At 53.8% G+C, this 16,311-nt stretch carries 14 protein-coding genes; all 14 read right to left on the bottom strand.

The window, feature by feature from the left end:
* Positions 1-44 precede the first annotated feature (44 nt).
* Positions 45-869 carry a tryptophan synthase subunit alpha gene (gene trpA / locus E0F26_RS08350; protein WP_279241209.1) on the bottom strand — a complete coding sequence of 275 codons (825 nt, stop codon included), beginning with the start codon at positions 867-869 and terminating at the stop codon, positions 45-47.
* Positions 869-2,098, bottom strand: coding sequence for a tryptophan synthase subunit beta (gene trpB, locus E0F26_RS08345; protein ID WP_279241208.1), 1,230 nt, complete (start codon positions 2,096-2,098; stop codon positions 869-871). Before trpB ends, trpA begins: the two co-directional genes overlap by 1 nt.
* Positions 2,095-2,724: a phosphoribosylanthranilate isomerase gene (locus tag E0F26_RS08340; RefSeq protein WP_279241207.1), complete on the bottom strand. Its 630-nt coding sequence runs from the start codon at positions 2,722-2,724 to the stop codon at positions 2,095-2,097. The genes trpB and E0F26_RS08340 overlap by 4 nt, the downstream gene beginning before the upstream one ends.
* A gap of 29 nt (positions 2,725-2,753) precedes the next feature.
* Complete coding sequence (gene truA, locus E0F26_RS08335) at positions 2,754-3,584, bottom strand: tRNA pseudouridine(38-40) synthase TruA (protein ID WP_279241206.1); 831 nt, start codon at positions 3,582-3,584, stop codon at positions 2,754-2,756.
* Positions 3,585-3,589: 5 nt separating this feature from the next.
* Positions 3,590-5,521, bottom strand: coding sequence for a motility hub landmark protein FimV (locus E0F26_RS08330; RefSeq protein WP_279241205.1), 1,932 nt, complete (start codon positions 5,519-5,521; stop codon positions 3,590-3,592).
* 52 nt (positions 5,522-5,573) lie between these two features.
* Positions 5,574-6,593 (bottom strand): aspartate-semialdehyde dehydrogenase, encoded by a 1,020-nt coding sequence (locus E0F26_RS08325; protein WP_279241204.1) that lies wholly within the window; start codon positions 6,591-6,593, stop codon positions 5,574-5,576.
* 15 nt (positions 6,594-6,608) lie between these two features.
* Positions 6,609-7,694 (bottom strand): 3-isopropylmalate dehydrogenase, encoded by a 1,086-nt coding sequence (leuB, locus tag E0F26_RS08320; RefSeq protein ID WP_279241203.1) that lies wholly within the window; start codon positions 7,692-7,694, stop codon positions 6,609-6,611.
* A complete protein-coding gene (gene leuD / locus E0F26_RS08315) occupies positions 7,691-8,341 on the bottom strand; it encodes a 3-isopropylmalate dehydratase small subunit (protein WP_279241202.1) in 651 nt (216 codons plus the stop codon). The genes leuB and leuD overlap by 4 nt, the downstream gene beginning before the upstream one ends.
* A gap of 3 nt (positions 8,342-8,344) precedes the next feature.
* Positions 8,345-9,772: a 3-isopropylmalate dehydratase large subunit gene (gene leuC / locus E0F26_RS08310; RefSeq protein WP_279243214.1), complete on the bottom strand. Its 1,428-nt coding sequence runs from the start codon at positions 9,770-9,772 to the stop codon at positions 8,345-8,347.
* A 276-nt stretch (positions 9,773-10,048) separates the two neighbouring features.
* A complete protein-coding gene (gene rlmKL, locus E0F26_RS08305) occupies positions 10,049-12,241 on the bottom strand; it encodes a bifunctional 23S rRNA (guanine(2069)-N(7))-methyltransferase RlmK/23S rRNA (guanine(2445)-N(2))-methyltransferase RlmL (RefSeq protein WP_279241201.1) in 2,193 nt (730 codons plus the stop codon).
* Positions 12,238-13,365 carry a hypothetical protein gene (locus E0F26_RS08300; RefSeq protein WP_279241200.1) on the bottom strand — a complete coding sequence of 376 codons (1,128 nt, stop codon included), beginning with the start codon at positions 13,363-13,365 and terminating at the stop codon, positions 12,238-12,240. Before E0F26_RS08300 ends, rlmKL begins: the two co-directional genes overlap by 4 nt.
* Entirely contained in the window at positions 13,350-13,997 is a 648-nt protein-coding gene (locus E0F26_RS08295) for a hypothetical protein (RefSeq protein ID WP_279241199.1), read from the bottom strand. Before E0F26_RS08295 ends, E0F26_RS08300 begins: the two co-directional genes overlap by 16 nt.
* A gap of 55 nt (positions 13,998-14,052) precedes the next feature.
* Positions 14,053-15,582 (bottom strand): acyl-CoA synthetase, encoded by a 1,530-nt coding sequence (locus tag E0F26_RS08290; RefSeq protein WP_279241198.1) that lies wholly within the window; start codon positions 15,580-15,582, stop codon positions 14,053-14,055.
* Between the two features lie 95 nt (positions 15,583-15,677).
* Positions 15,678-16,301, bottom strand: a complete 624-nt coding sequence (locus E0F26_RS08285) for a class I SAM-dependent methyltransferase (RefSeq protein ID WP_279241197.1) — start codon at positions 16,299-16,301, stop codon at positions 15,678-15,680.
* Between the last annotated feature and the right edge of the window lie 10 nt (positions 16,302-16,311).

Raw genomic sequence — 16,311 nt, 5'->3', positions numbered from 1 at the left:
AGCCCCCTGCTCGACTCAGCGCGCAGTATACGTCGTTGACGGTTTCACTTGGAAGTTGCCAAATTTACGCCAGTTCTTATCGTTGAGATCAGTGAATGCGCTGCTTCTGTCGCCGCTGCCGGATCAGACTCACGTGCGTACTGGGCTGCGATGCAGTCAACCATGGCACTTCCGACGACGACAGCATCAGCACAGCCTGCGACCGTCGCGGCGGTTTCAGCATCTTTAATTCCGAAGCCAACCGCCACAGGCAAATCTGAATGAGCACGAATTATGGCAAGATGCGCCTCAACGGCTGCCGTGTCGAGGTTCCCCGCCCCGGTAACGCCTTTGAGTGCCACGTAGTAAATAAAACCGCTAGCCTGCTGTGTAATAGTGGCAACGCGCTCGTCACTGGTTGTTGGCGATATAAGGAAAATGTTGTCGAGCTCACGTCGCTGAAGCTCAGTGTTCATTGCCGCAACTTCCTCGGGCGGCAGATCAACCGTGATCAATCCATCGATACCCGCGTCAGCACAGGCATCGGCAACATAAGCGTAGCCCTGACGCTCTAACGGATTTGCGTACCCCATTAGCACCAGGGGTGTCGTTGCATTGGTGCTTCTAAAGTCCTCAACAAGCGCAAGTGTTGATTTGAGACTGGTTCCACCCTCCAACGCGCGCTCATGTGCTTTTTGAATCGTAGGCCCCTCAGACATGGGATCCGAAAAAGGCACACCCACCTCGATGATATCCGCTCCTGCATCAACCAGAGCGTGCATCAATGGAACGGTTAGCGCCTCGTTAGGGTCACCCGCTACGAGGTAGGGAATCACCGCACGCCGCCCCTCTTGCTTCAGTTTCTCAAACAGCGGAGCCAGCCGAGACATTAATTAGCCCCCAATTCGATACCGTCGATTTCAGCGACGGTCAAAATGTCTTTATCACCGCGGCCGGAGAGATTCACAATAATGTGCTGGTCGGACGTCATGGTCGCTGCCAGCTTTTCAGCATAGGCAAGCGCATGCGCGGTCTCAAGCGCCGGCATAATGCCTTCGATGCGCGTCACTCGATGAAAGGCAGCAAGTGCCTCGGTGTCAGTCGCGTCAACATAATTCACTCGACCGATATCCTTCAACCATGCGTGCTCAGGTCCTACACCGGGGTAGTCTAGCCCCGCTGAAACCGAGTGCGTATGCATAATTTGGCCATTCTCATCTTGCATGAGATAGGTCCGATTTCCGTGTAGCACACCCGGAATCCCTGCGCTCAACGGTGCCGCGTGCTCGCCGGTACTAACTCCTTTCCCGCCTGCCTCAACGCCGTACATCGCTACGTCTTGATCCGCGAGGAAGGGATGGAACAAGCCGATCGCGTTGGAACCACCACCAACACAAGCAACAAGTGCGTCGGGCAATTTTCCGGTCATCGCCAGTGATTGGGCGCGTGCTTCACGACCGATCACACTCTGAAAGTCACGTACGAGCATCGGGTAAGGGTGTGGGCCAGCCACTGTCCCGATGATGTAAAAGGTGTCGTCGACATTGGTCACCCAGTCGCGCAATGCCTCATTCATTGCGTCTTTCAGGGTTTTGGAGCCCGACGATACGGGCACAACTGTCGCACCCAGAAGCTTCATTCGATACACGTTCAGCGCTTGCCTACGGACATCTTCCTCGCCCATGAAGACATGGCACTCAAGGCCTAGTCGTGCGGCTACCGTTGCACTCGCCACACCATGCTGACCCGCACCGGTTTCTGCAATGACGCGCTTCTTCCCCATGTATTTCGCGAGGAGCGCTTGCCCGATCGTATTGTTTACCTTGTGAGCGCCCGTGTGGTTCAAGTCTTCACGCTTTAGGTAAATGCGTGCGCCACCGATCATATCTGACCATCTCGCCGCCTCGTACAAGGGTGACGGACGCCCCACGTAGTGCGCTAAATCCGTATCAAACTCCTCGATAAAGACGGGATCATCCTTCAAGGAGTCGTACAGAGCCTCGAGTTCCGCCAACGCCGACATGAGCGTCTCAGCGACAAACTTACCGCCATAAACACCAAATCGGCCATGTTCGTCTGGAACCTGGGCATACAGGTCTGGATTGATATCTATTGTCATTGCTTTGCTACCTTGCCGGCTTGCACAGCCGCTCGTATAAATCGATGCATCTTGTCGTGGTCTTTAACACCCGCCATGAGCTCCACCCCGCTACTGACGTCCACGGCGTCCGGGCTGGCTATTCTAATGGCTTCCGCGACGTTTTCCGCGTCTAATCCGCCTGCTAACACACGATGTCCAATATTTTTTTCCGGCATAAGCCTCCAATCGAATGCTTTGCCCGTTCCGCCGTGCTCACCCGGCACCTGCGTGTCAAATAAGAAGGCCCGCGCAGCCGTGTGAGCCGCGACAATAGCTGACATTTGATTCGTATCCGATACGGGCACACTTTTCACATAAGGCCTGTCAAAGGAGGCACAGAAATCGGGCGACTCATCACCGTGAAATTGCAGTTGTGACAACGCGCAGCAGGCCAAAACTTCTCTAACTTGAGACTCATCAGCGTTAACGAATAAACCAACGACCGTGGTGTAGGGCGAGAGGTTGGCAATCACGTTGGCCGCCGAGGGGGGATTAATAAAGCGCTTACTTCCTGGATAAAAAATAAGGCCAACCGCATCGGCCCCGCTCTCGATGGCGGCGACGGCATCTTCAGTCCTTGTAATACCGCAAATCTTTACTTGCACGCTGGTCTTCCCAAAAGTGGGCTAGTGTATCAAATACTGAGCGCCATGAAGGCGGGGGCCTCAGCCACGAAAGGAATATTGAATTCTCTCGGGTACTTAACACCAACAAGGTATAAACCTGCGCTAGCGGCGGTGTCACCGGCTACCGTCCGGTCTTTCCCATGAAACACGTCTGACAACCAAACCGCATCACGCAAGCCCGCTCCGACTAATAAGAGACTACCTACGATGTTCCTGACCATGTGATGCAAAAAGGCATTTGCCTCAAGGTCAACCCAGACAAAGTCCCCTCGGCGCCTGACCGACAGCGAAGTCATATTTCGCCAAGGTGTTGATGACTGGCAACTCGCAGCACGAAAGGCACTGAAATCGTTTTCACCTACAAGAATTTGCGCTGCCTGATTCATCAGCTCAGCGTCCAATGGTCGTTTGTAGGGGGAAACTAAACCCGTTAGCTGCGCAGGCTTTGTTGGTGTATTGCAGATGATGTAGCGATAGCGCCGTGACGTTGCACTGAAGCGAGCATGGAAGTCCGAGGCGACATCGCCAGCCCAGTGAATTGATATCGAATCAGGGGTTTCGCTATTTGTGCCAAAGACCCATGACTTCAAGCTTCGACCTACAGGGTCATCAAAATGCACGATCTGACCCGATGCATGAACGCCTGTATCGGTCCTACCAGCGCATGAAGTTTTTACCGGCGCGGCAGCAATTTTGGACAAACCAGCCTCAAGTGCCTCCTGAACCGTTGGAACATCGAGTTTGGTTTGCGCCTGCCAACCATTGAAAGCCCCGCCGTGGTACTCCACCCGCAGTGCCACCCTCGTATTGGGCGCGAGGGGCATATCAGAGAACAGCATGGAACTTACTCGATCGACGCGAGCAGTTGCTTCGCGACCTCTACCTGCGCGTCATCCCCCATTGAAATAGCCGTCTCAAGTAGCTCCTTTGCTCCCGTCTTATCGCCCATATCAAGATACGCTCGCGCCAGGTCAAGCGCTGTCTCTGCGGGATCTTCTTCAGTGTCGAGCATACTGGAAGCGTCGCTCTCTTTAGGCGTCACGCTTTCGGGCTGCGCTGCTTCCTGAAATTCGATGTCCAGTGATATGTCCACATCAAGAGAGGCCTCTGAGTCGACAGCGACCTCTGGCGGAGATACCTCTGCGGCGAGCGCTTGTGATGCTGAATCGCCTGTCAGAACGCCACTTATGTTAGACAGCTGATCAGTGGCTGTTAAAAGCGCGTCTCGGTCTCCCGATTGCTCAATCGCTTGCAGCAAACCTTGCGCCTCTTCGATCCGATCAAGGCTGATGTAGATTTCGAGCATCTTTAAAAGACCCGATGCGTTAGTTGGCTCCGCTGCAGACGCTGCTTCCAAGGTATCTAACGCATGTTGGTGGCGACCGTACGCCACATAGATATCAGCCTCGGCAATGGCATCGGACAGGGATTGGTCGGCCGCATAGCCCGTGAGAAGCGACTCGCCGTAGCCTTTTGATGCCTCAGAGTCGCTTCTTGGGTTCAATTTACTGCTCTGTGCAGGCACCGGTAGTAGCTCATCGAGCGCGTTATCGGTCTTTTTAGCGTCAGAAGCTCCGTAATGGCCGGAAACTGCCTCGCTCGAGGAGCTCAGTCTGTGACGAAGGCGATACCCCGCGGCACCCAGCGCCAAGGCAAGAAGTCCCCACCAAACGACATTGCTGTCGGACTGGACTTCCGCCGCCTCAGCGGCTTGGTCGGCAGCTGTACTCGGTTGTTCGGATGCTATGACGGGACGCGCAGCCAGCTCAGCTTTGAGCGATGCGATCTGCTGATCCTTGTCGGCCACAACACTCCGGATCTCAATGAGTTGTTCGCTGAGCGTTTCAAGACGCGCCTCTATCGCCGCCAAATCTGCCACATCGCCATTGGAGACAGGATTTTGGGTTGGAGCAGGAGACGCGGCACCAGCAGGCAACACCGCCGGCGGACTATTAACCGCGACGATGCTCTGAGAGCCACTGGGAACCTGCATGTCCTCTTCGGGTCGCTCAAGTTCGTTATCCGCAACAATCCGCAACCCTCGCGGCGCTGCGGGATTTTTCCACTCCACCCATTGGTCCACTACTTGCTGAGCCGCCTCACCCGCCGTTAGCGATGGGCTAACACTTGTGGGGATATCCAAAAGGACACCCGCTCGGATGCCGTTAATGTTGTCCCGCAAGAACTTCCCTGCATTGGCCTCTTTAATCGCCAGCATCATTTGATCGATGGATAAGTCGTCAACCCGAAACTTCGCGGCGATTGCCCCGAGGGTGTCATTAGGCGCAACGCGATAGGTGCCCGGTGCCAGCCTTTCTTCAGCGCGAGTTCGGCGAGCGATCGCGCCTCCGCTCTGTCTTACCTGTGCTACCTGATCAGGGCGCAAATCCAGGAAAACCGTGTACTCCCGAAGCACCCTTCCCTCAGGCCACTTCAACTCAACGAGGAAGTTCAGGTATGGCTCACGAACTGGGTCTTTGGTCGTGACGCGAATATTCGCTGATTCGGAACTGCCGATGTCGGCCTCAAATACCAGTGAGCTAAGCGAATAGTGGCGTTCTACATCCAGCCGCTCGAAGTCAGCTAATGAGGCGAGTGAAGCAATGACTTCCGACTCCGATACGTCTTTGGGATCTAATATAGCGATGCGAGCGCTGAGCGGCTCGTTAACGTAGGAATCTACGGCGATATCGCCTATGCCAATTGCCAATGCGGTTTGTGACAAAAACAGGCCCAAACCGCCAGAAAACAATCTATAAAAACGTCGACTCGTCATGACCTTACCGTTCCCCAAGATGTCTCGATGGTAACGGGAAGTTGAGTCTTTGTCAGAGGTATTTTTCAATCAATACTTCAGCAATTTGGATAGAGTTTAACGCCGCACCTTTGCGAAGATTATCTGACACCACCCAGAGGTTTAGGCCCATCTCATGACTGATGTCCTCGCGAATACGTCCAACATAAACCGGATCAGAACCCGCGCCATCAGAAACAGGGGTGGGATAGCCACCATCCTCTTGGGTATCTATCACGCAGACACCCGGTGCATTCTCCAGTAACTCGCGAGCCTTCTCAGCGGTTATTGGGCTGTTCGTTTCGATGTGCACAGCCTCAGAGTGACCATGGAAGACAGGGATTCGAACACAGGTGGGGTTCACCGCGATGGTGTCATCCTCAAAAATCTTCTGTGTCTCCCACACCATTTTCATCTCTTCCCGCGTGTAGCCATTATCCTGAAACGTATCAATATGCGGCAACGCATTGAACGCAATCTGCTTCGGATAGACCTTTGACTCCACGGGTTGCCCGTTGAGTAAACGCGCCGTCTGAGCGGCGAGCTCCTCTATCGCGGACTTCCCTGTGCCACTAACCGCTTGGTAGGTTGACACGTTGATACGAGAAATCCCAACCGCGTCGTAAATGGGCTTAAGCGCCACTAGCATCTGAATCGTAGAACAATTGGGATTAGCAATGATGTTTCGATCAGCGAACCGTGCGATCGCGTGACTATTTACTTCAGGAACAACGAGTGGGATGTCCGCTTCTCGCCGGAAGTGCGACGTGTTGTCGATTACGACGCAACCGGCCGCTGCGGCCTTGGGTGCGTACTCCGCACTAATCGAGCCGCCCGCAGAGAAAAGCCCTATTTGCACCTGCGAGAAGTCGAATTCTGCAAGATTTTGAACCGTAATTCGCTTGCCACGAAAGCTCAGGGTGCTCCCAGCAGAACGCTGCGAGGCCAGCAAAAACAGCTTGTCCACCGGAAAATCCCGTTCCTCGAGCAGCTCGAGTAAGACCTCACCGACCGCGCCGGTTGCGCCGACAATTGCTACATTATATGTCTTCATACTCAATCTAACTCTCTATACCGCTCTCAACTCACGCACCACCGCATCACCCATCTCCGATGTCGTACACACAGACTCATCGGGCGCTGCAATGTCACCTGTCCGCAATCCACTATCGAGTACACGCTCCACTGCACCCTCTATCGCCTGAGCTGCTGCATCCTCATCGAGTGAATAACGCAGAAGCATCGCAGCGGATAAGATTGTCGCAAGTGGATTCGACTTGCCCTGTCCGGCTATATCAGGCGCCGAGCCATGAACCGGCTCGTAAAGCCCTCGGGACTCTGAATTCAGTGACGCCGATGGCAGCATGCCAATGGAACCCGTAAGCATCGCAGCCGTATCGGACAAAATATCGCCAAACAAGTTACCTGTGAGCACCACGTCGAACTGCTTAGGCTCCCGAACCAACTGCATAGCTGCGTTGTCAACATACATGTGACTCAGCTGCACATCCGGGTATTGGTCGGCCAACTCAGACACAATCTCACGCCATAGCATGGTGACTTCAAGCACGTTAGCTTTGTCCACTGAGCAGAGGCGACCTCCACGCTTGCGAGCAAACTGAAAGGCGAGATGCGCAATCCGCCGAATTTCATCCTCGTTATAAACATCTGTATTGAAGCCCCGGCGTAAGCCCACGTCGTCGGTCTCTATGCCACGCGGCTCTCCAAAATAAATTCCGCCGGTGAGCTCCCGCACGATAAGTAGATCAAGACCTGCAACTAATTCGGGCTTAAGGCTCGACGCGTCCGCCAACTGCGGATACAAAAGCGCAGGACGCAAATTACAGAATAGGTCGAGGTCTGCTCGTATCGCGAGCAAACCCCGTTCGGGGCGATCAGGAGCGGGTAAATCATCCCAAGTCGGCCCACCGACTGCTCCAAGCAGAATCGCATCGGCGGCTCTGGCCAGCTCTCTTGTGGCCTCAGGGTAAGGATCACCGCAGCGATCAATCGCAACGCCACCAAGGTCTGCAACGGAGAAATCAAGGCCAAAACTATGCAACGTTGCAACGGCCTCCATCACGCGCCTCGCCTCATTGACGACCTCCGGACCGATACCGTCGCCCGGCAAAAGTAAGACGTGATGTCGCTTCACAAGTTCACCTCATTAAAAAGCCAAGGCTGTGATTCTTTATGCTGTGCCTCAAATCGCGAGATGGCCTCCTCACGCTGCAGGGTAATACCGATGTCGTCGAGCCCCTCGAGCAAGCAGTTACGCCGGAAAGGATCTACGCTGAAACTCACACTGCGAGACGAATCGACCCACACTTGCTCTTGAACCAAGTCGACTCTCAACTGAAGTGTCTCGCCGGACGCAATGCGCGCAAACAACGCATCGATTTCACTTTCAGGCAGTTCCACGGGCAATAGACCACTTTTGAAAGCGTTGTTCTTAAAAATATCAGCAAAGCTCGGCGCAATGACGCATTTGATGCCAAACTGATCCAAAGCCCAGACGGCGTGCTCGCGACTCGACCCACAGCCAAAGTTTTCGCGCCCCAGCAGTATCGTCGCACCTTTATACCGAGCTTGATTAAGCGTGAAATCAGGATTGACCTGCCGCGAGCCGGTTGGATTGGTTTCGTCATAAGGATCTAAGTAACGCAACTCATCAAACAAATTAGGACCAAAGCCTGTGCGCTTGATGGATTTCAAAAACTGTTTGGGAATGATGAGGTCGGTATCAACATTTGCACGATCGAGCGGTACAACAAGACCTTCAAGAACGGTAAAAGCTTGCACTATTTAGCCCTCCAACTCTGCAGGATGAGTGAAGGTCCCCGATATCGCCGCGGCGGCGGCCATCGCAGGACTGACGAGATGTGTCCGTCCTCCGAACCCCTGACGCCCTTCAAAATTACGATTCGACGTCGATGCACATCGTTTACCTGGCTCTACTTTGTCAGCATTCATCGCAAGACACATTGAGCATCCCGGCGCACGCCACTCCATCCCCGCCTGAATGAAAACCTTATCGAGCCCCTCGGCTTCTGCTTCAGCTTTAACCAAACCCGATCCGGGTACGACCAAAACGCGTTCTACGTTTTCCGCTTTCTGCCGGCCGCGGACAATTTCTGCGGCGGCACGCATATCTTCAATCCGTGCATTGGTACACGAACCAATAAACACCATATCCACCGGCACATCCGAAAGCGCAGTGCCCTCTTCAAGCCCCATGTACTCCAAAGCCCTCGCCAAGGACTTCTTAGCAGTCTCATCACTTAAATCGGCTCCACTCGGCACGCGCCCGGTGATCGATGTCACCATTTCAGGAGAAGTCCCCCAGGTGACTTGCGGTCCGATATCACCTGCATCCAACACAACCTCGTGATCGAAGACAGCCCCCTCATCGCTGTGCAGTGTCTCCCAATACGCCCGAGCTTGTGCCCATTGTTCACCCTTAGGCGCCATCGGACGTCCTTCGACGTAGGCGAGTGTGGTGTCGTCAACCCCGACCATACCAGCGCGAGCTCCTGCCTCGATGGCCATGTTGCAAAGGGTCATTCGGCCTTCCATCGATAACGATGTGACGGCTGATCCCGCAAATTCTACGGCGCAACCCGTGGCGCCTGCTGTGCCAATTCGACCAATGACGGCGAGCGCAAGATCCTTTGCTGAGACTCCCGGCTGTATCTCGCCTTCTATTCGCACACGGAAGTTCTTCATTTTTTTCGTCAGTAGGCATTGAGTGGCAAGCACGTGCTCAACCTCCGATGTGCCGATGCCGTGCGCCAACGCACCAAATGCGCCGTGCGTGGAGGTATGCGAGTCGCCACACACAATAGTCATACCGGGCAAGGTAGCACCCTGCTCTGGACCCATTACATGCACGATGCCCTGACGCTGATCAGCGAGGTCAATCAGCGGAATGTTAAAAGCATCACAGTTCTCATTGAGCGTCTCGAGTTGCAGCCTGCTCGTATCGTCAGCGACACCCGAGTAACCCTTAAGTGCGCGCTCGTGCGGGTCGGTCGAGACATTGTGGTCAGGGACTGCAACATTTGCATTCAAGCGTCGAGGTTGTCGATTTTGTAACCGAAGCCCTTCAAAGGCCTGTGGTGAGGTCACTTCATGAATGAGGTGTCGATCGATGTATATCAGCGCAGAGCCATCATCGCGTTCATCAACAAGGTGTGCATCCCACAGCTTGTCGTAAAGCGTGCGTCCCATAATAAGATCCTTTGTAAACGTGTGGAGCAGCCCCACTGCTCAGCTACTTCCATGAAAACGCCCGAGGGGCACAAACGGCGCGGAGTCTATCATAAAGCGCTGGGATCTGCCGATCCTTGAGACCGGGCAAATAGGTCGATTGGCGGTCCAAGATCGGGACAAATGCACACAAAATTTAGGCGTCGAAACAGGTCATGCAGGTTCCATCGATTGCGGGTCCCGCACCCAATGACATGCGTCTCAAGCAATCGTTCTTTGGAAAGTGAGTGTCCGCCCTAATCACTGAACCGTCGGCGGCGTATGACGAATTGCCCAGCATCGATGGATGCCCGCGGACCGTTGAAAATCCGGGTCAATCGTCGACTGAGTAATCTCCTCGACAGCGAAACGTGTCGCCAGCTCATCATCCAACGCGAACTTGCGGTGATTATTTGAAAAATAAAGAACCCCTTCCGGCTCCAAGCGCGCCATCGCCCGGGTGACAAGGACAGGGTGATCACGCTGGACGTCAAAATGCTGTTCAGTGGCCTTGGAGTTGGAGAACGTAGGTGGATCGAGCAAGATAATATCGTAGACCGATTCTTCGCTCTCTAGCCAAGCCATCACATCCGCTCTAATGGCACGGTTTTGCGACTCAGCTAGGCCGTTACTCGCCAGATTCTCCTTGAACCAGTTGAGGTAGGTATTACTCAAATCAACACTGGTCGTGTACCTCGCCCCGCCGAGGGCTGCTTGAACACTCGCGACGCCCGTGTAGGAAAAAAGGTTAAGAAAGCGCTTGCCTCGTACCTCGCTCTGAATCTTTCTGCGTATCGGTCGGTGATCAAGAAATAATCCCGTATCCAGGTAGTCGTGGAGGTTGACCCATAGGCGAGCGCCCAACTCAGTTATCTGAGATCGTTCACCGCGTTGCGACACTCGCTCATATTGTCGCGTTCCACGTTGCCGCTCTCGCCGCTTCACGCCAATTTGGTCTCGATCAACAATATTGAAAACCACTTGGCAGGCATCCACCACCTCGTTAAACCGCCGTGTAGCATCCGACTCGCTGACAGACTTAGGTGCCACATACTCCGCCACGTGGACGCAGCTTTCGTAGACATCAACCGCCACCGCGTATTCGGGCATATCGGCATCATAGAGACGAAAGCACGCAGTTTCGCTCTGCTGACGCCATTTCTTAAGCCGTTTTAAATTTTTCTGAAGGCGGTTTGCAAACATGTGGCCGCCCGCTGATAACTCAGGTAAGGCAGGAGTCTCCGCCACGGTGCCCTTTTTCTCCTTAACCAACTCACGCAATTCGTTATCTTGGGCTAAATCGAACAAATACACGGCAATATCAAGGGGGCCACTTTTGAGTTTGTAGTTTTTGTGACTCCGAAGACCCGTGGCGCGAGCATGCTTTGTGTCCAGTGCGAGAACCGCCGCTTGCCAACCCGAAAATTCGCTATGCAGGACCCGCCCCAATGTCGCGTAAAGTTTCTGGACAGCCTCATCGTGCCCCAATCGCTCGCCCCAAGGCGGATTAACCACGAGCAACCCCTTGCCCATCTCTCTGTGAGTAGGCTTCGCCACATCGGAGAGCTGTCGTGCTCTTACCCTAACGCAGGACGCCATACCCATTCGCTGCGTGTTCTCCTCGGCCTTCCGAATCGCCCCAATATCACCATCGTAGCCACGTATTTCGACATTCTCGGGTAACTCGCTGCATTTTTTGGACTGCGCTTCGGATCGAATCGTGAGCCATTGGTCCTCGCGGTGCCCAAGCCAACCGTGGAAACCAAAACGCTCCCTTCCTAGACCGGGCGCAATCGACATCGCCATCTGGGCAGCCTCTAATAGCAGCGTTCCGGATCCACACATGGGATCAATGAGTGAACCGCCCTCTTGAGCGATTTGCGGCCATCCCGCTCGAATCAACACGGCGGCCGCCACATTCTCTTTTAGCGGCGCCTTGCCACCTTCGAGTCGATAGCCTCGGCGATGCAAGCTGTCCCCAGACAGATCCAGATTTAGAACTAATCGTCCCTTCGACAGCTGCGCTACAATCCGCAAATCAGGTCGCTTAGCGTCTACTGAGGGCCGAATACCTTCACGATCGCGGAAAAAGTCAACGATGCCGTCTTTAACCTTGAGCGCGCCAAAGTGCGTATTTTTGATGGCATGACTCTGCCCCTTAAACTCAACGGCAAACCGCGTTTTTACGCCGAGATGCTCAGACCATCTAACAGTGCGAGCACTGGTGTAGACATCGTCTGCTGTGGCCACAGCCGTATCGCTGATGCGCAGTAAAATTCGGTTTGCCAGCCGACTCCATAAACAAGCCCGGTAAGCGATCGCGAGTGAACCCTCGAAGTGAACACCGGCTGGCGTCTCCCGCAAGCCCGTGGCACCCAACTCTTCGAGCTCGGTTACCAGTAACGTCCCGAGCCCAACTGGACAGGTCGCTAAAAATGAGAGGCTACTGCTCAAAACACGTTCTCCAACATCATTATTTTCGCCAGTGCCTCGCGCCACTCCCGATATTGCTGCTCAAGCGTTCCCTCGAGCGTGACGACGGTTTCCTCGATCTCGAGTGCCGTGGAGCGTGACTCGCTCTCCAGATCTAAAACCAATTCGAAAAGTTCTTGCTCATGAATCTTTAACGATCGATAAGCCGCATAGACAGCCTGATGACGTGCAAACGCAGAATCGTCGGCAAGGCCTTCTGCGTTTACGCCACGCGCTCTTCGCTTTTCCAGCCAGTCGAGCTGCTCTTTACTCGCTCGAAGCCACAGGCGATACGCCGTATCAATCTCACGAAGCGCGCTCGTCAGTTGCTCGTCAATAGTATCAACAAAGAGCAACTCATACTCCCTGAGTTTTGAAATGCGCTGATACATTGGGTCTTGCTCAGCGGGCGCCCGAAGGAGTTGCCAGCTCTCACCTTCACGACTGAGGTAGGCCTCAAACGCTTGGGGCGCAAGTTGCTGGGCATACCGCAGAAAGGAAAGCTGCCTCAGATAGTCCTCAGACTCCGGCATCAGAGCAACCTTGGTCGCCACATCATTGTGAATACGGTGAAACAAATCGGTAAAAGGGTCTTCGTTGTCTGCGGTTAAAACACCCTCACTGCTTGCATAATCCAAATAGGTGTCGCTTAAGAGCGTATCCCCATGCACCCCGGTTAACATCGCATGAACACGAAGTTGTCTCCCATCCGATTGTAAAACAACCATATCGAGCATTAACTGCGGAATCAGAGAGGGCTGGGGATACAACCTAACGACGCCCCACTGACCCGCATTCTCAAATACCCGTCGCTGCTTGGCGCCTAAGAGTTGCGCTTCAGTTTCGCGAAATGCCCCCTCCATTGCGGTCCCACTTTGCAAGGGAATATCCGAACTGATCGTGATACCAATATCCAAGTCGGATGTGAGTGTCACGACGCCTCGCTCTGAGCTCGCGACCAAAATTGCCGACTTCTCTCGTTCGCTATCTGGCGACTGAGGTGCCGCAAAGGCGTTTGCCAGGCTCGAATAAAAGGCCGCAAAAAGGATTAACAGCTGACCGTTTATTTGGTGTATCGACCTTGTCTTACTTAACGCGTGGTGCATACCTTGCCTTTGGTTAAGCTCCGCTCACAGCGAAACCCTAAATTATCCGGGTCGTAGCGCTTAAAAAATTGGCTAACGACCAACGGGAATCTTGTGCCAGGGGTCTCGACGGATGTCACCAGCAACAGAACCTCCCCTTCCTCGGACCGGGATAACCGGTGGGTAACCTCTAACCCCTCCTGAAGTGTCAACATAAAAAAGAGTTGGGAATCATCCCAACCACAGCGTTGCTCACCGAGCAGATCAGTCGTAACCGCTATCGCTGAGCCATCCGTTTCGCAAACGAGGGCAAAACTATTCTCACGCTTTACCCGCGTGCGTCCCGTTGCCTGAATGATTTCGAGCAAACTGGGCTCAGTTATGATCTCAGCTAAACGGGCCAAGGTAAGTAGGTCGCGCCGGCCCGGCAGAGGGCCACCCGCAAAACCCTGCCCTTCTTTGGCCAACCGTTCTCGCCGAGCTGCCTCACGGCGAATTTGACGTCCAACCGCATTTAACTGATCTTGCAAGTTATCACTTCTGGCAAAGTCAATTTCCCAGTGACCGGACATATCGACGGGCATAGCTTCGCGAGTAATTTCCTCCTCGATGGGAGCCGTACTACAGCCTACTAGAGGTGTCACCAACAGCATGATGAGCACGTAAAATGTAGGCTGCCTCCGCTTTTGGTTCACGCTTTTGAAAAACCTAGCTCAACTGCTCACGAAGCTGAAACTTCAAAACTTTACCTGCAGGATTACGCGGCAATTGAGGTACCAAATGGAGCTTCAAGGGAAGTTTGTATCGAGCAAGCTTCGATTCAGCAAACGAGCGAAGCTCCTCCAATGTGAGAGTCTCTTCAGCGTTAAGCGCCGCTACGGCGGTGACGGCTTCACCCCATTTGTCATCAGGCAAACCAATCACGGCAACTTCAGCAATCGCAGGGTGCTCAAATAACACGCTCTCAACCTCCGCAGGGTAAATATTCTCGCCACCCGAAATGACCATGTCTTTTAATCGATCGCAAATGTAGAGATAGCCCTCATCGTCGAGATAGCCGACATCACCTGAGTGGAACCACCCCTGTGCATCAATAGCCTTTGCTGTCGCTTCGGGCCGATTCCAATACCCCTTCATGATATTGGGGCCTTTTACACAGATTTCCCCACGCACATCCGGACCGACGGCGATATTATTGCTATCGACAATCCTCAGTTCAGTGTGCACAGGTGATAACCCCGCCGATCCCAGTTTTTCTAAACATCTCTCCGGCCCGAGGAATGAGGCAAAAGGACTGGTCTCTGTTAGCCCGTAACCCTGACAAAAACTCACATCGCGCTCGCCATAAAGCGATATGAGCGAAGCTGGGCAAGGTGCGGCACCAACAATCAAAATTTCAATGGATGAAAGATCGGTTGAGTCAAACTCGGGATGTTGCGCCATGAACAAAAACATAGCGGGCGCACCGAACATGTGTGTCACCTTGTACGACTCGATAGCGGCCAAAACAGCACCCGGATCGAAGTGCCTCAACAGGACAAGCGGGCTTCCCATCTGTAGCGCCGAAATCGTCATGACATTCAGGCCACCAATGTGAAAAAGTGGCGCAGCGGTAAGCAATACATCAGAACTCTTCGCACCAAACGCAAGATTCGCATTGACGTTATTCCAGACGATATTGCCATGCGTCAGCATCGCGCCTTTGGGTAATCCGGTCGTGCCCGAGGTGTACATGATCAACAGGGTGTCGTGGGCAGCGAGAGCGACCACATCATCGAGCTGAGGCACGGATGCCATTGCTGAGTCGAGCGAGGTAAAACCCTCGACATCATCACCGACTGAAAAGTAATGACGACACGGCAATCGCTCTTTCACGCTCTGAATAACGGGCGCCAACTCAGAATCAACAACCAGTGAATGCACACCCGCATCACCAATGATAAACGTGAGTTCGTCACCCGTCAGTCGGAAATTCAATGGGACAAAAATGGCCCCCAATGAAATGGTTGCGAAAAGTGTTTCAATAAAAGTGGGCTGGTTGAAGCCCAAAAAACCCACTCTGTCGCCAACGCAGACACCCGAGTCCCGCAATAATCCGGCTTGTCGGCGCACTCGCCCGGCAAACTCACCGTAAGTCGTCTCACGGCCCTCGTAAACAATAGCTATGTTACTCGGACGTTGCTCAGCTTGTTTTAACACTTGGGCAGCAAGGTTAAAGTTGGGTTCGGGTCGATGCATTGTTTGTGTCTCTCAGGCTTGGTTACATGAGGCGTCGCCTCGTAATGTCAAATCTCCATCATCAGTCTGGAGCATCCGGAGCGTCTGCTGCCGGCTTAGCGCCTAATCGTCGCCTCCCCCCACGTGTTGAAGCCCGCAATAGCGGGTGTGCCTGGCAGGTACATCTGCTCAACAGCATCGATACCAAAACCCGCACCACTCAGAAGCGCTTTGGTGTCTCGCGTGATGTGGCAGCCGCCAAAAATACGCTTCCAAATGGGATTTACTCTGCGTTGCCACTTAGCAACATTTTCATCTGGGGCTATACCGTGCTCACAGAAGAAGAGTTTGCCTCCGGGCTTCAGCGTTCGCCGGGCTTCGGCAAGTGCCGCATCCGGATCCGGTACGGTGCAAAGCGTAAAGGTAATAAGAATCGAGTCGACGGAGGCGTCTTCTAGCGGAATCGATTCGACCGAACCCTGAATGAAATCAATATCTAGCTGCGCGTCGCGCGCACGATCCGAGGCGAGTTCCCATGACTTGGAACACGGGTCAACCCCAATGACTTTATCCACCTGATTGGCGTTATAGTGAGGTAGATTCTGACCCGCACCGATGCCAAACTCGAGCACAGTGCCAAATGCCTTTGGTACAACTTTTTGACGTTGTCTGAGCACCGGTTTCGTACCACAAGCACAGGTCACCAAGCGCGGCACCACGTAATCGTTATACATTCCCATCTCAATCCCC

Origin of the sequence: Candidatus Paraluminiphilus aquimaris (genome assembly GCF_026230195.1) — a bacterium.
Classification (GTDB): Bacteria; Pseudomonadota; Gammaproteobacteria; order Pseudomonadales; family Halieaceae; genus Luminiphilus; species Luminiphilus aquimaris.
This window is presented reverse-complemented; position numbering and strand designations above follow the sequence as displayed.